The organism is Singulisphaera photorubra (assembly GCF_045290345.1).
Lineage (GTDB): Bacteria > Planctomycetota > Planctomycetia > Isosphaerales > Isosphaeraceae > Singulisphaera.
In genome coordinates, this window is the sequence record NZ_CP155447.1 from 9424346 (window position 1) to 9442321 (window position 17976).

The 17976-nt window shown below is 62.4% G+C and carries 12 protein-coding genes; 9 read left to right on the forward strand and 3 right to left on the reverse strand.

Annotation, left to right across the window (positions count from 1 at the left end; all coding sequences use genetic code 11):
• Positions 1-479: 479 nt before the first annotated feature.
• Positions 480-770, reverse strand: a complete 291-nt coding sequence (locus V5E97_RS35105) for a hypothetical protein (RefSeq protein WP_406696186.1) — start codon at positions 768-770, stop codon at positions 480-482.
• Positions 771-1614: 844 nt separating this feature from the next.
• Here V5E97_RS35105 and V5E97_RS35110 point away from each other — a divergent pair.
• Both V5E97_RS35110 and V5E97_RS35115 read left to right on the forward strand, forming a co-directional pair.
• On the forward strand, positions 1615-2463 hold the full coding sequence (locus tag V5E97_RS35110) for a sugar transferase (RefSeq protein WP_406696187.1): 849 nt from the start codon (positions 1615-1617) through the stop codon (positions 2461-2463).
• A 64-nt stretch (positions 2464-2527) separates the two neighbouring features.
• On the forward strand, positions 2528-3280 hold the full coding sequence (locus V5E97_RS35115; RefSeq protein ID WP_406696188.1) for an exosortase-associated EpsI family protein: 753 nt from the start codon (positions 2528-2530) through the stop codon (positions 3278-3280).
• A gap of 2 nt (positions 3281-3282) precedes the next feature.
• Here V5E97_RS35115 and V5E97_RS35120 read toward each other — a convergent pair whose 3' ends face one another.
• The gene (locus tag V5E97_RS35120; RefSeq protein WP_406696189.1) at positions 3283-3558 is read right to left on the reverse strand and encodes a hypothetical protein; all 276 of its coding nucleotides are present in this window, start codon (positions 3556-3558) and stop codon (positions 3283-3285) included.
• 323 nt (positions 3559-3881) lie between these two features.
• Here V5E97_RS35120 and V5E97_RS35125 point away from each other — a divergent pair, with 323 nt between their 5' ends.
• Positions 3882-4598, forward strand: coding sequence for a PEP-CTERM sorting domain-containing protein (locus V5E97_RS35125; RefSeq protein WP_406696190.1), 717 nt, complete (start codon positions 3882-3884; stop codon positions 4596-4598).
• Positions 4599-5102: 504 nt separating this feature from the next.
• Here the strand turns inward: V5E97_RS35125 and V5E97_RS35130 are convergent.
• Positions 5103-9353, reverse strand: coding sequence for a tetratricopeptide repeat protein (locus V5E97_RS35130; protein WP_406696191.1), 4251 nt, complete (start codon positions 9351-9353; stop codon positions 5103-5105).
• A gap of 461 nt (positions 9354-9814) precedes the next feature.
• On the opposite strand from V5E97_RS35130, the gene V5E97_RS35135 reads away from it, so the two are divergent.
• The 6 genes from V5E97_RS35135 to V5E97_RS35160 all read left to right on the forward strand — a co-directional run bounded on the left by V5E97_RS35135 (position 9815) and on the right by V5E97_RS35160 (position 17803).
• On the forward strand, positions 9815-12103 hold the full coding sequence (locus V5E97_RS35135; protein ID WP_406696192.1) for an exopolysaccharide transport family protein: 2289 nt from the start codon (positions 9815-9817) through the stop codon (positions 12101-12103).
• A gap of 129 nt (positions 12104-12232) precedes the next feature.
• On the forward strand, positions 12233-13183 hold the full coding sequence (locus V5E97_RS35140) for an exosortase/archaeosortase family protein (protein WP_406696193.1): 951 nt from the start codon (positions 12233-12235) through the stop codon (positions 13181-13183).
• Positions 13180-14004, forward strand: a complete 825-nt coding sequence (locus V5E97_RS35145; protein WP_406696194.1) for a WecB/TagA/CpsF family glycosyltransferase — start codon at positions 13180-13182, stop codon at positions 14002-14004. Before V5E97_RS35140 ends, V5E97_RS35145 begins: the two co-directional genes overlap by 4 nt.
• Positions 14005-14090: 86 nt before the next feature.
• Complete coding sequence (locus V5E97_RS35150; RefSeq protein WP_406696195.1) at positions 14091-15110, forward strand: glycosyltransferase family 2 protein; 1020 nt, start codon at positions 14091-14093, stop codon at positions 15108-15110.
• A complete protein-coding gene (locus V5E97_RS35155; RefSeq protein ID WP_406696196.1) occupies positions 15107-16129 on the forward strand; it encodes a glycosyltransferase in 1023 nt (340 codons plus the stop codon). Before V5E97_RS35150 ends, V5E97_RS35155 begins: the two co-directional genes overlap by 4 nt.
• Positions 16130-16708: 579 nt before the next feature.
• Positions 16709-17803 carry a glycosyltransferase family 2 protein gene (locus V5E97_RS35160; RefSeq protein ID WP_406696197.1) on the forward strand — a complete coding sequence of 365 codons (1095 nt, stop codon included), beginning with the start codon at positions 16709-16711 and terminating at the stop codon, positions 17801-17803.
• The last annotated feature ends 173 nt before the right edge of the window (positions 17804-17976 follow it).

Genomic DNA, 17976 nt, shown 5'->3' on the forward strand with positions numbered 1-17976 from the left:
CGCCCGACCATTTAAGCGGGCGATGACCTGGATACGACTTCGGTAATGATCTCGGTTCACCGAGATCAAGGTACGGCTGGAGGTCGCAAGCGTCCCGGCAGTCGGGCCTACAACGTCGTTCTCGAGGGTTTCGAAGTCAAACTTGCGCCATGCTGTTTTGCATATCTTTGCTATCGATTCGTCTTAATGCTTTGCCGCCTGCATTGCAATCAACTTTTAACAAGCGTGGCATAATTCAGTCAATCGGTGTCTATTATCGACACTTCTCGCTAATTCTGGCAGCCCACCGGGGCAATCTCGCTGATTTTGACGGCGAGAATGCCCACATGCATACTGGAGGATGGAGTCGAACCAATCCTTCCGGAGCACGCAGGCCCCGGAAACACGACAACCTCCAGGCCTCACGGGACCCGTGCGGGGCTGTCCCGAGCAATCAGCTCGTCCTTCGTGTGGCAAGTTGCGGCGGCGAAGCGATGCCCTCAATCGGCCGGTCCGCTCAAATCAACCACTAAAGGAACGTCCCGAGAATGCCGAGCATCGTCGATGGATACTCGATCATTTTCCGCTGGACGCTTTGCGTGGATGAACGACATCTCGACCGCTAATCCCTGCGGCAGGCAACCGACCCCCTGAATGATTTGGCCGTCGCCTTCGCGCTGGCCGCCGGCAACGACAAGGATCACATGCGGAGGTTCATCGCGAATCTCAAGATCTGGGGATCGGAACCCGAGATGGTCGTGACCGACGGCGGTTGAATAGCCGCCGGGCATCGTCGGTTCGAACCATCGCATGGTCCAGCGCTACCTGCATTTGCATCGCATTTCGCCCGTTTAGCCGTCGAGTGCCGTTCGCCGCAAGAGCGCCTCCAAAGCGGCATAAAACGGAGACGGGAGCCCAGGTACGGGTTCCCTATGTTGCCGCAGGTCATCAAACGAGTGTCAGATGCCTGCTATTTTGGGCGGATCGGCTCGTCGCGGCCTATTTTGGAAAGATCGGCCCACGACAGTCGTTACAAGCAAATCGGGATATATTGGCCCCAATGTCACGTCAGTCGAATCGGCCAATTGCGGCCTTTTTGGGAAGTTCGGCCCGCCGCAGGCTTTATAAGGGCATAGGGATATATTGGGTGAAAAATCGAATCAGTTATATTGACACTTGGCAAACCCTGAACTATCATCTCCAGTCGGATTGAAATAGGAGTTTGCGGGCTCGCATCAATCTGCGAAACCAAGGGAGCGATGATGCCGACTGCTTCGTGGCTCAGTGATTGGAGTTGAATGCGACCACCGTCTTCTCCTTGGCGAGCCCCGATGTAACGCGTCTCAAGCGAAGTCGCTTGAGGGAAGATAACATCTGATCTTGAGGGCTTCTCCAAACCGGTGTAACGCGTTTCCAGCGAAGACGCTGGCCAATCACTAGACATCTGATCTTGGAATCCTGCTCCAAACCGGTGTATCGCGTTTCCAGCGAAGACGCTGGAGGTTGGGACAGCGACGATGCTGGACAATCACATAACATCTCGATTGGAGTTAATTCTAAACCTGTGCAACGCGTTTCCAGCGAAGACGCTGGAAGTTGGGACAGCGAAGACGCTGGCCAATAACATGACATCTGATGTTGGAGTACTCTCCAAACCGGTGTAACGCGTTTCCAGCGAAGACGCTGGAGGTTGGGACAGCGAAGACGCTGGACAACAACATAACCTCCTGCTTTGAGAGCCAACTAATAATGCGCACCGCGATATCCGCTGAGGAATTGCCATTAGACCAGCATCATTATTCGAGACAGCAGATTCGGCTAAAGCCTGCCGAGGCAATGATATGCTCATTGATTCTCTCGCCCCCTGCGGCGAGATCGCTCTCTAAGAGGGTTGTCGATATCACGGGTGCGGCGGTCGCCCTATTGATGCTTGCTCCGCTGATGCTCCTGCTGGCCGTGTTGATCCGGCTCGACTCGCGCGGATCGATCCTGTTCCGGCAGCGCCGCATGGGTCTCGAGGGACGAGAGTTCTGGTTCTACAAATTCCGAACGATGGTGCCGGACGCCGAGCGTTTTCTCTCTAATCTCGAAGTGCAGAACGAATCGACCGGAGGGGTGCTCTTCAAGATCAAGTCCGACCCCCGAGTGACGAAAATCGGTCGTTTCTTACGTCGCACGAGCCTCGACGAGCTCCCTCAGTTCTTCAACGTTCTCAAAGGGGACATGAGCCTCGTCGGACCCCGCCCCTTGCAACTCCGCGACTGTAAACGGTTACAAACGCACGATCCGGAGGGCTTTGCCGAACGACTGTCGGTTCCCCAGGGCTTGACGGGGCCTTGGCAGATCGGCGGTCGTAGCGATGCAGACGGTGATACCATGCTGCGTCTCGACCTGGATTACGTGGCGAACTGGTCATTGGCGCGCGACCTACAAATCCTCGTCCTGACGGTTCCGGCGGTGCTGGCGGGCCGTGGCGCTTGTTAACGCATCCCGGACACTGCTACGACGCCCAACTCTCCCGCGATGATGCGGGCAAGGAGGTGGTCCCATGGGTCACACGAAACCAATCGACCCTGTCGAAGGAAGTCCGCAGATCATCCCCCCCGGCCAGGTCCGGGGGCGATCGGTCTGGATCTGGCCAATTCTGGCCGCGTTCCTGCTGGGTGGCTCGGGATTAGTCCGGGCCCGACAGGGCGCAAACCTGCAGGCCGTAGCCACGTCCGCCCAATCGCCTCCATTTCGACTCAACGACCTGCCGAAGTCGGCTGGCCACTGGAAAGCCGAAGGAGACGATCAATCGCTCGACGCCAAGACGATTGAAATCGCGGGGGCGACCGGCTACCTGGCCCGTTGTTATTTGGACGAGCGGACTGGAGTGAAACTGGCGGTCTTGGTCGCCTTCGGCCCGGCCGATCAGATCGTCAGACACTCGCCCCTCGTGTGCTTCCCGGCCGTTGGCTATACGGCGGTCGGCCAGCCGATCGATCGCAGCCTGAAGATTGGCGACCTCTCCGCTCGACTCCGCTCGGTAGTGTACGCCAAGGGAAACGGCGTGGCGGGCGACCGTCAGGAGGCCTACTTTGGGTTCCGACATGAAGGGATATGGTCACCCGATGCTGCGGGCACCCGCAAGCAATTCCTGTCGAATCCGGCCATGTTCAAAATCCAGGTTCAGCGCCGAGTCGGCGAGTCCGAGGACCGGGCTCGAGACAATCCGACCGAATCGCTGATCGAACATCTCCTGCCCGAAATCGAGAAGCGGATCAGCGAGTCCCAAACACGAAGGACGGCACAAGCGTAGTCTCATCGGAATCGCCTGGCTGCCAGATGGAAGGCTGACGAAGCGAACCGTCCGCACTGCTGGATGACAAGAGCCAATCCGCCGACAAGCAAGGCCGCGAGCAGGGCCGGAGCCAGGCAGATCGCCAGCGCCCAATGGGCCAGAAGCCGGATGGGATCGGTCCCGGAACTCGGGACGGGAGGGATTCCCAAACGGCGGGTCCCTTTGTTTCGCGCCATGTGATCGACCTTGGTGACTCGCGTCGGGATCGGCATGAGACTCTCTCGCACGCGTGACATTATTTCACAATCCTTCTTTTAACTTAGGGCACGAAGCGGCTCGTGACAATGCTATTAACAAGTTCCCAAACGATTTATCTCGAGGCCGGCCTGGGTCGTCAATCCATATCCCGAGCACAGTCAATTCGCCCTGGGGAAATTCTCCGGACACCCGACAGCCTGGTGCCCCTTCAAGACATCGTCTCGCTCTCCCGAACGAGTCGGCACGCGCACGCCTCGCGATCCCGGCCTTTGGAGATTCGCCACGGGCTCAAAGGGATCAATCCAATCGTGGTCAGTCGTGATTTCCATCTTCCAGCAATCTGTGAATAGGAGTCAGCGCAATGCAGTTCACCTTTGCATTTCCTCCGTGGTTGAGAGCCGCCGTCGTAACGATGGCTTGTCTTGTTGGAACCGGGACAGCATCGGCCGACCAGGACATCACCATCGGGAACCCTTCGTTCGAAAATCCCTTGTGGAATCCGACTTCCGCCCCTGATGAAGAGTTCTATGGTTCTGCGGCAAAGTGGAAGCCGCTCTTGGATTCTCAAGGTGAAGAAGTGGGTGTGACTGGCACAGCCCATCTCAGCTCGACTTACCTGGATCCGCTCGTTGTTGGCCAAGAAGTTGGGTTTGCTGGCGACAACGGGTTCACAACTCCCTTCCAGACTGGTGCCAGCTCCATGTACCAGGTTTTGTCAGATCTGGTCTCACCGGGTGCCAACTATCGACTCACGCTCGCCGTGGGCACGCAACCGTTAACAAATGTTGACTCTCATTATAGCGTTGAGCTTTGGGCAGGCACTAGTCTGCTCAAGGAGATACACGGAACCATTGCGGGTGGAACTGGTTTTCAGCAAGTGACGCTGGATACAGTTGGCGCTGGGGCAGGGAAACTTAAGATCGTACTCTCCGAGACCAATGGCGGTCAGACTCTCTTTGATAACGTCAGGCTCTCGATTGTTCCTGAGCCCTCCACCTTAGCAATGAGCGGCACTGCGCTCCTGTTCGGCCTTGGCTATGCCCGTCGGCGGGTTCGTAAAATGGCAACAGCTTTGTGACCAGATTCAGAAGACTCATCTTGATCACAAGGCCCCGTCGCTCGCCTCATGAGCGAGCAGGCGGGGCCTCGAATTGCGCGAGGGCCGATAGGCTCGTAGGAGTCGTCCGGACTATCTCACTTTCTGAATTATGCCTATCTGTGGGATCGAATATCACTCCCCATTGCTGCAATAGCGCGGAGTCCTTCTCGACTTGAATCGGGGAAGCTCGCTGAGTTCGACAACTATCGCACAAATCGTCATGCGATGTCAAAAATCACTCAATTTAATACAGTTTGCCATTATCAATTGTGATTGCCGAATCCTCGCCACTGTCCGTTCCAGTTACTTCTTCGAAGTTGGCTCCTCCGTGGTACCGGTGATCCTGGTCGTGAGCCAGTCCACCACAGGGCGGCTCCCCCTTCCACACAAACCGTCAAGCCAGCGAGGCCAATTCCGGACCACTTCGCGAGAGAGCCGCGGGATGGAACGATGACTCTATCCAGGAACTCGTCGGATCCTAATTTATGGTGAACTTGCTCTGAGGAACCTCGCCATCAAATCCCGTTCGGTCGGGTCACTCATCTTCAAGGAGAGCCCGGACAGACGGGCCTGATCCATGGCCTCGCGGAACTTGGATTCCTGGCCGGATGCGTGATAGGCGCGGGCGAGGTGGAACTGGCGGAGGGCCGTGGGCCCGACGCGGACTGCGGTCTCCAAGTCGGCGACCGCTTGCTCGAACCGCTTGAGGCGGATCAAGATGACGCCCCGGGTGGCGAGGTATGCGGAGTTGCCCGGGGCCCGCCTCACGAGCTCGTCGATCATCGCCAGGGCTTCCTCGGGACGACCGTGGCCTTCGGAGAGCGCCCAGGCGAGGTTGTTGCGGATCGAATTGGCCTCGGGTTTAGAGGCGAGGAGCTTGCGGTAGGCGGCGATCTCCTCGGCATAGCGGCCCTGCTGGTGCAGCAGCAGCGCCGAAGCCAGGATCAGAGCGTGATTATCAGGGCTACGACCGAGGGCGAATTCGACGATCTTTGCAAGCCGGTCCCGGGTCGCGTCGTCGGCGTTCGGAGCCGTGGCAGCCTGGACGGCGACCTGGCCGACTTGGTTGAGATCGTTCCCGGTGGCAACCTTCGCTGCCGTTTCGACCGAGCCGATCGCCTCGGCGAGCCGTCCCTGGCGGACGGCAACCAGGGCCGACATCCAGGTCAGGGCAGGATTGCGCCCGGCCAGCATGCGACCCACCCGGTCGGCAGCGCCGAGGGACGGCGAGTCGGCCGCGAGTATGGCCGCGAAGGCCTCCCGGCCGAACCGCTCGCTGTCGGGGGATCGGTCGCGGGCGCGTACGGCCCGCTCAAGTGCGTCGGGTGCGTTCTCCGGGCCGGCCTGCAGGCGGATGAGATCCACTCGGAGCTTGGCGGATCGAGTGTCCATCGGGTTCAGCAGGACGAGGCGGTCCAGTTGCGCTTCGGCGGGCGCGAAGCGACCGGCATGGATCAATGACTCGACGTAGAGTGAGATCGCGTTGACGCTCGCATCCAACCCAACCGCGGAAGCGGCGACCTCGATGGCACGGTCCAACTGGCCGGCGGACCGCAGTGAGTTAACCAGGTAAGGCCGCGCCGCGGCCGCGATGGTGTGATCGGGGGGGAGATCTGCCAGGAGATCGTTAAACGCTTGGATCGCCTCGGAACGTTGTGCCGCCTCGGGATGTCGGCTCAGGACAATCGCGCGGGTGAGGCGATCTTCGGGCGTGTCAACCCTGCCGGTGGCGGGACCGACGAATGACCAGGCCTGGCCCCAGGCCGAAGGTTCGGATGCGGCTCGCTCGGAGAGCTGGAGCGCGAGTTGGAGGACGATTTTTCGGTTCTTGGGATCGAGCCGGTGGGCGCGTTGGAGCAGTTCGATCGACCGGGCATGCCGATCCGAGTGTTCAAAGTAACCGGCCGCGGTGATATGGACCTTTGAGTCGTCGGGCCAATCACGCAACGCCGCCTCAAACGACCGGTCGGCGCCTGCGAGATCGCCCAGTGCGCTCCGGCATAAGGCCTCCAGAACTGCGGGGCGGTCCGTCTTGATATTGCGGCGGACGGCGTCGGCCGACCGGCGCGCGGCGTCGGGGCGACCATGGTTGAGCTGGTATCTGATGAGAGCCATCCAGGGATCGATCTGGTCGGGGTGGCGCTCGACGTTGGTGCGGAGGGCCGCCTCGGCCTCTTCCACACGGCCCAGGGAGTCGAGCATCCTCGCTTGCCAGCGCTTGGCGTCCACGCCTTCGGGTTGGGCCTTCACGGCCAAGGCGGCGAAGCGGGCGGCCTGGTCGCGGTCGCCGGCCTGCCAGGAGGCATGGGCCGCCAGGCCGCCGATCTGGGAGGTGCGCTCCGCCTGCTGCAGGGAAAGCAACTGTTCATATTGATTGGTGCGAGCCAGGAGAGATGCCAGGCGCGGGAGAGCGAAATCGGCCCCACCCTTGAGAGCTCGCCGGTAGGCCGTCAGCGCATCGTCAAGCCGGTTTTGCCGCTCGAAAAGTTGGCCCTGCAGGAGGTGCGCGGTCGGGAGCTCGGGGGCCTTCTCCAGAACCTGCCCGATCACGCGAGCCGCCGACTCGAGCTGGTCGCCGCGGGCCTGCAGGAGCACAAACGCCTTGGCAGTCAGGTAGGCAATGTCATCGCCCCCACACTTCTCGAGGGCGGTAAGGGCGGCACGGATGGCCAGCTCGTCGCCCAGCACCACGGCAAGTTTGAGAGAGGCGATCAGGGGCTGAGGCTCGTTCGGCCTGAGGTTGGCCCAGGCGTCGAAGGCCTGACGTGCGGTCACAGCATCCCCTTGACTGGCCGCAAGCAGGCCGCGTGCCTCCAGGACGACAGCTCGCTGGACGGGAGGGAGGCGATCGAGGTCACGGCCAAGCATGGCTCGGGCTTCGCCGCCTCGCGCGGAAGCCAGGAGGAGGCGGGCGCGAGCGAGACGCAACACGGCACCGTCACCAATGGCATTGGGGGCCGCGGCTTGCTCGAGGATCTTCAACGCGTCGCTGGTACGGCCAAGTCGGTGGAGACCCTCAGCCCAGGCGGCCACGACCCGCACATCGTGTGGGGCGTGGCCGGCGGACGTCTCGAGCAGCGCGACGGCCCGATCGAGCTGGCCGTCGACAGCCAGCCGGTCGGCTTGCAAGAGGACGACTGAAGCACTGTTCGGCAAGGCCCGGGCGGCCTGGGCTTGAGCCCGATCGAAGTCCGACCAGTTGCGACGCTCGGCGGGTTGCGAGGCCTGGAGCCTCAAGTGCGCACCAGCCAACGCAACGAGCAGGTCGGGCTGGCCCGGCGCCTGGGACAGGCCGCGATTGATCTCGTCGATCGCCTCCTGGAGGTCGGTGTCGATCACGGCGTTGGCCGCTGTGAGGCGGGCGACGACCGAGCCGGTGGGCGAGATTCTTGCCGCTTGCCGGAAGGAACGCAGGGCTCGAGCACTGTCGCCGAGCGCCTGGTAGCAACGGCCGGTGGCCAGGTAAAGCTTTTCCCGAAGCGGCCCGGCAACTTTGGGCTCGATCTCTTCGAGGATCTTGACGCCCTCGTCGGGCCTTCCGGAAGCCTCCGCGCGGAGGGCCTTCAACAGGGACAGGCGCGCCTCCTTAGGATTCCCGGTCAGGCGAAGGTATTGATCAATCAAGGGCACGGCGTCCGAGACCCGGCCGAGCCTCAACAGGCTGTAGGCAAGCCACCATGACATCTCGGCGCTGGTGCCGTGGGTGGCAATCAGGCCGCGACGCCACTCCTCGATGGCCTCCTGCGGCCGCTCCTCGCCGAAGTTGACCATGACGCGGAGCACCCGGACGCGTTCGTCGTCCCGGTCAGCGGCGGCGATCCGGTCAATCTGGGCGCGGGCGGCAGTCGTGTCGCCGCGCTGCAATGCGTCGCGGGCCGCGGTCAGCCGGACTTCCAGGTTGTTCGCCGCCAGGCGCGTCGCCGCCTCGATTTCGACGGCAGCACGGTCGAGATTGCGGATGCGATCGAAATAGCGGTAGCGGACCAGCCGCGCCTCGGCCGAGTCGGGCGCGGCGGCGAGCAAAGCCCCGAGCACGCGTTCGGCGGAGGCCGGATCGTGGCGACGCTCCTGGTGCAACCGTGCGAGCCGCTCGGCCGATTCCAGTTCCTTCGGGTCGAGCGACAAGGCTGTCTCGTATTCCTTGGTCGCCGCATCCAATGTCGGCTCGTCGCCTGACGCCGCCAGGCCTTCCAAGGCCATGCCCAGCAGGCGGTGCGAGACCGGGTCGTTCGGGGCCGCCACGACCACGTCACGGGCGATCACCACCGCGGCCCGGTAGCGGAGTTCCTTCGCCATCAACTCCGGGGCGTTGAGGAACAGGTCCGTTGCGCGGAAGGCGTCGCTGTAGCGGACGTAGATTTCCACCAGCCGTCGCCGCGACTTGCCACGTCCCGGTCCGTGAGGGTCGAGGCGTAGGAGTCGGTCGTCAATTCGAGCGGCGTGGAGCAACTCGGGCAATGATGCCGCGGCCTTAAATGCAACGTCCGCCTGGATCTCGAGTGCCTCGACATCATCGGGGGCCATCGCCAGATACTGCTCGAGGTGCCGTATCGCCAGATCCGGCTTATCACTTTTGAGCAGGGCGCGGACTTCGGCGAGCGCCTTCTGGCGGATTCGCCCCACCTCGGCCCGCTTCACCAGAAAGACCGCAGTGAGGGCGAAGGCCACCACGGCCGCTGAGATCAGCCAGGCTCGCAAGTTCAGACGCTTCGGCTTTGATGTCCGATCGCTCATCGTCTCGCTCCACCGTGCCCATCATCACAACGAGCTGTCATCGTCGCCCGCAGGGCGTGCTCCACCCAGCCCGAGCGAGGATCGTACCCTGAGAGTCGCCGGCTTTGCCAACCTTGGATAAAATAATCAGCGTGGTTCACAGCCATCAAACCAATAGAAATCCCAACGCTGCTTCCCACCCATATATCGCAATCCAACTTACGTTTTTGGAAAACCGAGTCCATAAGAGGTGGATTATAAACAACGGAATCGTGTATCAGTGAGATTGGGATTTGACAATTCCATTGACACGTCAGTAGACTGTCCCGGGTAGTGCGATCGAGCCGTGACCTGCGCAATCCACTGCTTTGCATTTGTCTCAGTCCTCCCGAAGTCCGGAATCCCAGGCTCGTAACCGGGGTCGACGAAGATCCCTTTCGTAATCACGAGCTTGAGATATCCGCCGACATGAGAGTGGCTTAATGGATACTCGCGACGCCGCGAAGTCTATCGAGTTCCGAGACGCACGGCCCGTCCGTCTCAGGGTGTCTCCGGCCGAACCGGGCCGTGCGGGAGTGGGCGGATCGCGGTCACTCTTCCACATTGTCGCTCGGGGAGTTCTGCGGTCCTGGTGGCTCCTCTTGCCGCTCTGGGCACTCTGCAGTGGCTCCTTGGCCGGCTTCGTCTATTTCAAGATGAAGCCGACCTACCGGGCGGAGAGCCTGTTGCGGGTCGACCAGTTGGTCGCCGACCCCTTTGGGAGTCTTGGCACGCACACACAGGCCCAGAACGAGAGCCCCCTCGAGACCCAGGTGCAGTTGATCACCAGCACCAATGTGTTGCTGGCGGCCGCGGCCGACGCGAAGATCGCCGGCTTTCCGATCGTCCGAGACTCGCCCGACCCGGTGGCTTCACTGCGGAAGGCGCTGGACATCAAAATCGTTCCCAGGACGGCCCTGATCCAGGTCGCGATGGACTCCGGCTCGTCGGTGGAGGCCGCCGGAATCGTCAACGCGATCGTCGATGCCTACCTGAGCGCTGATGCGGAGTGGTCCGAGAGCCTCTCACGCAAACAGATCCAGCGCCTGACCGAGTTTCAGGGGAATCTGCAGAGTCAACTCGAGGCGTGGAAGCGGGAATGGCTCGAACTGGCGGCAAAGTGGAACGTTGAGCCCTCGGGTTCCTTACCGCCGGCCGGTGTCGACGCTCAGGGGCGGAGCATCGAGAACCGCCCGTCGGCGCTCACTCGCTCGACCGTCAGCGTCGAAGAATATCGGCAGCTCCGCGGTCAACTCATCCAGGCCGAGTTGGAACTGGCCGAGGCGGAATCCCAGGTTGATGCCCGCAGCCGGTCACCCAGGCTGGCCGCGACTTCGGAGTTCGACCCACGGCAAGACCCCGAGTTGAACGATCTGGCAGAACAGATCGAGAAAGTCCGCCAGAGATTGGCCGGGGTCGCGCGGTTAGCTCGTGATCCTTTGAACGATCCGGCCTCGGTGCGATATCGGGCCAATCACAGGGAGCTCAAAGAGCACTTCGAGCGGCTCTATAAGGCCAAGAAGGCACAGTGGCTCGTGGCGGGTCCCAGCGTGATGCCCGGACAATCGGCGGGGCCGTCGCTCGAGGAAGCGAGTCTGAAGGTCGCTACCCTGCGGTCGACGCGGGCCAAGCTCCAGGCGATGATCGATCAGCTCAAGGTCGACAACCAACAACAGGGGACCGACACGGTCAAGGTGGCACTCGTCCGGTCCGACTTGGAGCAAGTCCAGGGCATGCTCGCCGAGGTCAACAAGCGGCTGGAGGCGTTGCGGTTCGAGTCGCGGGGACACAGCCGGGTCCTCCGGATCGACGAAGCCAAGCCCTCGGCGCTCGCGGCGTCGGACAAGCGGCCCAAGCTCCTGATGATCATCCCGTTCGCCGTACTGGCCGGCCTGATCGGGCTCACAACGGCGCTGGAACTGCACGCCGGCAGGGTCGATTGCCCGGACGTCTTGTCGAGGCTCGCACGGGTCGAGGTATTCCCGGTCCCGCCTCTGCCCAGTCCCGGCCCCGCGCCTCGCCTGCGGAGGTTCGGCAGGTCGCTCGATTCCGGCGAACAGCTCGAATTGTTCGCCAACCGGATTGACCACATGCGGGTCGCGCTTTGCGACGCCGAGGGCCCTGGGCGGGTCCGTTGCTTGATGATCACCAGCGCCGGAATCGGCGAAGGAAAGACGACGCTCTCGCTCCAACTGGCGGCCCGATGCGCTGATGCCGGGCTCTCAACGCTCCTGATCGACGCCGACCTGCGTCGCTCCAACCTGGGGCAAATCCTCGACGTTCCCGATTCGCCGGGCCTCAGCGACGTGCTGCGTGGGCTGATCGCCGTCGAGGACGCGATCGTGGGGCTCCCGCTACCCGGCTGCCAACTGCTGACCGCCGGCTTGTCGCTCGAAGGCCCCGGCCGTTTGCTCCAAGGCCGACAGTTCCGCGAGGTCCTGAATCGGCTCCGGAGCCGCTTCGATATGATCATTATTGATACGCCACCGCTGTTGCCGGTGCCCGATGCCCTCACCATTGGCCGCTATGTCGACGGGGCCATCCTGGCGACCCGACACGACGCGAGCCGCACGGCACTTCTTGAGAAGGCCCAGCAGTTGCTCGTCACCGCCCACATCCCAGTGCTGGGCATCGCCCTCAACGGCATCCCGGTGACCGGCTCGCGATATGGGCAATATTCCTATCCGAATCGAACACCTTCACTCCGCGAAGATCATCCCAACGGCGGTTGAGGGTCACGGGGCTTGAACGTTTTGCGGATTCCCTACCAGACCGCCGGAAAGTGACGTCGATCCCGCCCAGAATGAGGACTGGCCCCGAGAATCCAATCTGACGGACCGCCAAAGCCGCGAGGTGCGATCATGAACAAATTGAGCACATCTCCCCCCCCACAACTGGCACCCGGAGCCGCGCGTCCTTCAACCCGGACGTTGGCGATCACGCTGGGAGTGGCGGTGACGCTTGCCTGGTCTTATCGCGCAAATCTTGACGAACTCCTCAAGTCGTGGACGACCAACCCTGACTATTCGCACGGGATCCTCGTCGTTCCGATCGCCCTGCTGATCGCCTGGCGACTGTGGCCAGGCCCCGACGACCAGTCGCCGCGGCCAACGCCTTGGGGGGTGATGCCCCTGGTCCTGATCCTGGCCATCCGGGCGTGGTCCTACCAGTCGGGAGAATACTGGTTGGAGACCGCCACGCTCGTCCCCGTCGTGGCCGCGCTCGTCTGGACATGCGGAGGATTCTCGACCTTGCGGCGGCTCTGGCCAGCGGTCGCCTTCCTCACCTTCATGCTCACGATTCCCGGCCAACTCGATGCCAAGCTGTCGCTCCCGCTGCAGCGACTCGCCGCGCGGGGGAGTTGCTCGCTTCTGCGGGCGACGGGGACCTGGGTCCTCATTGAGGGGAATGTGATCCACTGCGGGCCCGAGCGCCTCGAGGTGGCCCGCGCCTGCAGCGGCCTCGCGATGCTCGCCAGTCTGTCCGCGTCGATTTGCGCGATCATCCTGGTCTTCCCCTTCGGCCTTCGGAATCGTCTTGTGCTGCTCGGTAGCATCGTGCCGATCGCCCTGCTCTGCAACGTGACGCGGATCGCGGCGACGGCTTGGTGCTATCAATACTTCGGGTCGGAAGCCGGACATGCCTTCGCCCACGATGCCGCAGGTTGGCTCATGATGCCACTGGCCATGCTCATGGTCGGCCTGGAACTCGCCTGGCTGAGCTGGCTCTTCGAGAACGCACCGGCCGCCCCAGTCCCCTCGCGCCCCGCCCCGGTCCTCCTTGGTGCCATGATCATGGGGGCCCGGCGATGAGCAAACCGGTGCGAATCTGGGGGATCCCGTTCACTCCAATGACTCGGCCGCAGGCGGTCGAGGCCATCATGGCGCTCGCCGAAGCCGGCCGGCCCTCGTACTTCATCACCGCCAACCTCCACTACGCGATGCTGACACATCAGCACCCCGTACTGGGTTCGATCAACGAGCGAGCGGCCTTCGTCCTGGCTGATGGCGCCCCGATCGTTTGGGCCTCGCGCTGGCAGCGGACCCCGCTGCCCGAGCGTGTCGCCGGCTCGGATCTGATCTTCGACCTCTGCGAGGAAGCCGCCGCGCGCGGGCTCAGGCCCTTCCTGCTGGGCGGGGCCGAGGGGGTCGCCGAGGCGGCCGCCCGACGCCTGGAGGCGCTCTACCCGGGCCTTCGGGTCGCCGGCACGGCCTGCCCGCCCCACCGCGACCTCGAGGAGGAGGAATTCGATCGTCTGATCGCCCGGATTCGCGAGGCCCAGCCGGACCTGCTGTTCGTCGCCTTCGGGCAACCCAAAGGGGAATTGTGGATCGACAGCCACCTCGAACGACTCGGCGTCCCCGTCTGCGTCCAGGTCGGCGCCAGCCTCGACTTCGTCGCGGGCCGGGTCCGTCGGGCCCCCCTCTGGGTCCAACGGATTTCCATGGAGTGGGCCTACCGCCTGTCCTTGGAGCCAAGGCGTCTGGGACCGCGCTACGCCAGCAACGCCTTGTTCTTGCTGCGAATGATCGCGCACGACCTGGCATCCTGGAACCAGGGAGAACGCTCCGCACGCCCGATCGTCTCCGGAGATGTCCTCGAGTTGAAACGCGAGGAGTTCGAGACAGGATGAGCGAGCCGTTCGATGACGGCACGTTCTGAGTCCGATCATTCGCCTGGACGGCGAGGCTACCTAAAACAATATGAAGTGAGCATCCCATGACGATCCGCACTTCGAAGAGCATTCTCGTCGTGATTGTCAATTATCGGACCGCCGATCTCGTCACCGACTGCCTCAGGTCGCTCGAGGCCGAGGTTGATTCGCTGCCCGGGATCCAAGTCGTCGTGGTCGACAATGCGTCTGGGGATGGCTCGGTCGATCGCCTGGTCGCCGCGATTGTCGAGAATTTGTGGGAGGGATGGGCGTCGATCCTCCCCGTCGAGCGCAATGGCGGGTTTGCCGCTGGCAATAACGCGGCGATTCAACCTGCTCTCGAAGCGGCAGCCCCGCCCGACTATGTGCTCCTCCTGAATCCGGACACCGTGGTTCATGGCGGTGCGCTGCGGACTCTCTACGATTTCATGGAAGCAAAGCCAGAGGTCGGCATCGCCGGCAGTCGCCTGGAGGACCCCGACGGCACGCCCCAGCGGTCGGCATTTCGCTTCCCCTCGGTCCTGGGCGAGATTGAAAACGGACTGCGGTTCGGCGTGGTGACCAAGTTGCTGCACCGCTGGGTGGTCGCTCCCCCCGTGCCCGAGGTCGCTTGTCGGACCGATTGGGTATCGGGTGCCTGCCTGCTCGTTCGCCGCGAGGTTTTCGACGCGGTCGGGCTGCTCGATGCCGACTACTTCATGTATTACGAGGAGGTCGACTTCTGCAAACGGGCCGCCCAGGCGGGCTGGCCCTGCTGGTTTGTCCCCGAGGCACGGGTGGTGCATCTGGTCGGTCAGAGCACCAGGGTGGAAACCGGCGTCGTTGCTCGGAAACGCCAACCAACCTATTGGTTCGCTTCCAGGCGGCGATACTTCCAAACATATCTGGGCAAATACGCAACGTGGCTGACCGACCTCGCCTGGGCCTCGAGTTTCGCGTCGTACCGCGTCCGAAGGGTGGTTCAGCGGAAACCCGATACCGATCCCTTCGGGTTGCTCGGAGACTTCGTCCGCCACAACTTGCTCCGCTCCTGTCGTTCACATCGCGTGATCCGGCCTTCGGCCGCTTCGGAGACGGCGTCATGATTCGTCTCGGTGTGGTCATCATCGGACGCAATGAAGGCGAGCGCCTTCGTGGCTGCTTGGAGTCGGTTGTTGATTCGGGCCGGCCGGTCGTCTATGTCGACTCGGGCTCGACGGACGGGAGCGTTGCACTGGCCCGTGCGCTCGGAGTCGAGGTCGTGGTACTGGACCTCGCGACGCCGTTCACGGCCGCACGAGCGCGAAACGCAGGCGTCGAAGGCCTGTTGCAACTCGCCCCGCACGTCCACTTCGTCCAGTTCGTCGACGGAGACTGTCTCGTCGTCGATGGCTGGCTCGACCGGGGGCTCCAGGAATTGGAAGCTCGCCCCGATGTGGTGGTCGTCTGCGGACGCCTGCGTGAGCGGTTCCCTGAACGCTCGATCTACAACCGCCTTGCGGATCTGGAGTGGGATACGCCCATCGGCGAGAGCGACGCATGCGGCGGAATCGCGATGATGCGTCTCGTCGCCTTCCGCGCTGTTGGCGGCTTCGATCCCTCGATCCCGACGGGAGAAGAACCCGAGTTGTGTCTCAGGCTCCGAGGGCAGGGATGGAAAGTGGTACGACTGGAGGCGGATATGGCTCGCCACGACATCGCGATGACGCGTTTCGGGCAATGGTGGATGCGCCAGTGCCGTAGCGGCTACGGAAGCCTGGACGTCGTGACGCGGTCCCACGATCGCAAGACAGCGCCATTCGCGCGACAGGTCTACAGCGCGCGGCTCTGGACGGTGGGGTGGATCTTGGTCACAGCCGCAGCCGGAGGCCTTGCGGGTTCGATCGGTGGATCGATGGCTGGAATCTGGGCTGCGGGGCTCCTGAGCTTGGCCCCAGCACTCCAGTCGATCCGGATCGCGGCGAGAGTTCGTCCGAGAATCAAAGACAACCGGGTTGCGATCTCATACGGGATGCTGACGATGATCGGGAAGTGGGGTGAATTGATCGGTCAAATCCGCTACTTGTGTGATCTTACCAGAGGGCATCATGCACGACTTATCGAATATAAGCATGCCACACCATGAAGACCCCGGTTGGCGAAGTCACCACCGAAGGGATGAGACGGTGCACGAGCCGGACTGGCAGACCGACCTGACACTTTATCCTAAACGGCCCTGGCTCAAGGAGCAGTCGATCTGGGCGATTGCCGTCTCTCGTTCTTGCAGGCGGAACTATTCATACCACGGACGAGTTTGCACGCCCGGCTCCCGAGTCCGATAGTCCCATGAATTAGGGCCATGATCCGATGGGTACGCTCTGCCTCAGGATTATCCTCATCAATGGGAATCGTTTCGACGCTGTCAGCAGGTGTATCCGCCACCTCACTTGCCGTCCCGAGCGCGGGACTACCGGCCAGGCATGTCCTCTTCTTCGCCGCTGGATGCGTGCGGGGAGGATTCTCCAGGCTGTTGGTGTTTTGTGTCACTGGCCGGGCCCGCTCCGGTGCCGTCGTACTTGATGACAGGTTGATGCTAATGATTAATCTCGTGATGCTATTGTTTGCAACACTGTCAATTTGGCTGATTCCTTACTTCTCATTGCTGTGCCTCATCACGGCGGCGGTGTTGATCCGGGCGAGCGCAGCGACGCATTCGGGGAGGAAAGTGCCGACGACAGCGCGATTCCTCATCCTCATCCCCGCTCACGATGAGGAGGAGACAATCCAGGCGACGGTGGAAAGTTGCCGGGCTATCGAATACGACCAATCCCAGTTCGCGGTCTGCGTCATCGCTGATAACTGCTCGGACGGAACCGCCCTCGTCGCCCGCGAGGCCGGGGCCGAGGTCGTCGAGCGGGTCAACTTGGTCAAGCGAAGCAAGGGTTATGCCCTGGAGTATTTCTTTGAGCGGGGACCGTTGAGTGAATACGACGCAGTCGTCATCGTTGACGCCGACACGGTTGTCGATCCAGGAATCCTCCAGTCGTTTGCATCTGGGCTGGCGAAGGGCTGGGACTGGATCCAGTGCTACCACACTGTTCGCAACGCCGACGCCTCCTGGCGGACGCGGGTGATGACTTATGCATTCAGCCTGTTCAACGGCGTGCGACCGATGGGGTTCGAGCAACTCGGGCTCGGCGCCGCATTCAACGGGAACGGGATGTGCTTCTCGACCTCCGGTCTAGCGCGGGTGCCGTGGCGGGCGTATAGTCTGGCCGAGGACCTGGAGTTCTCGTGGACGTTGCGGCTGGCTGGCGAGCGGATTCACTTCGAGCCTCATGTCCGCGTCCTGGCCGATATGCTGACCCGGGGCGGTAGTGCCGCCTCGGCCCAGCGTCGCCGTTGGGAGGTGGGCCGGACGGCCCTGCGCAGGCGCGTCCTTGGGCCTCTGCTGCGGTCTCACAACATCGGGCCCTTCCGCAAGGGTTTGTACGTCATTGAATTGTTTTTCCCGCCCCTGTCTGTATTGTTCGCCGCCCTCCTCCTGGCAGCGAGCGTCCACCTTGTGGCAGTCCTCGACCCGCGGTTGCTGCCGCTGTCGCGGCTGTTGCGACCTGCCCATGCCGTGATGGCTGCCACCTTGATGGCCTATACCTTGAGCCCACTCCTCGTCATGCGCCTGCCAGTCCGATATCTCGCCAGTCTCCTGGCACTTCCCTACTTTATGGGATGGAAAACCACTGTCGCGCTGGGCCGAAGGCCCTCGATGTGGGTGCGGACCTGGCGGGAGCCGAGTTGTCGCAGCCCAGGGAGCGGATGAATGCCACCCGGGGAATACTCCCTTGCTGACATGCCAGAAACCGCCCTGCCGACAAGAGAACCGACACGAGTTGAGAACATCTTCAGTCGTCGATTGCCTCGATGGTCAACAGGGACTTCACCACGGATTGACAATATTACCTGCCGTATCGATCACAGGTCTTCGCTGAGGGG

Bases quoted from the DNA above. Each gene is read 5' to 3' on its own strand.
- V5E97_RS35135 (WP_406696192.1), top strand. From the start codon at position 9,815: ATGGATACTCGCGACGCCGCGAAGTCTATCGAGTTCCGAGACGCACGG.
- V5E97_RS35125 (WP_406696190.1), top strand. From the start codon at position 3,882: ATGCAGTTCACCTTTGCATTTCCTCCGTGGTTGAGAGCCGCCGTCGTA.
- V5E97_RS35140 (WP_406696193.1), top strand. From the start codon at position 12,233: ATGAACAAATTGAGCACATCTCCCCCCCCACAACTGGCACCCGGAGCC.
- V5E97_RS35110 (WP_406696187.1), top strand. From the start codon at position 1,615: ATGTTGGAGTACTCTCCAAACCGGTGTAACGCGTTTCCAGCGAAGACG.
- V5E97_RS35145 (WP_406696194.1), top strand. From the start codon at position 13,180: ATGAGCAAACCGGTGCGAATCTGGGGGATCCCGTTCACTCCAATGACT.
- V5E97_RS35120 (WP_406696189.1), bottom strand. From the start codon at position 3,558: ATGTCACGCGTGCGAGAGAGTCTCATGCCGATCCCGACGCGAGTCACC.
- V5E97_RS35105 (WP_406696186.1), bottom strand. From the start codon at position 770: ATGCCCGGCGGCTATTCAACCGCCGTCGGTCACGACCATCTCGGGTTC.
- V5E97_RS35150 (WP_406696195.1), top strand. From the start codon at position 14,091: ATGACGATCCGCACTTCGAAGAGCATTCTCGTCGTGATTGTCAATTAT.
- V5E97_RS35130 (WP_406696191.1), bottom strand. From the start codon at position 9,353: ATGAGCGATCGGACATCAAAGCCGAAGCGTCTGAACTTGCGAGCCTGG.
- V5E97_RS35115 (WP_406696188.1), top strand. From the start codon at position 2,528: ATGGGTCACACGAAACCAATCGACCCTGTCGAAGGAAGTCCGCAGATC.
- V5E97_RS35155 (WP_406696196.1), top strand. From the start codon at position 15,107: ATGATTCGTCTCGGTGTGGTCATCATCGGACGCAATGAAGGCGAGCGC.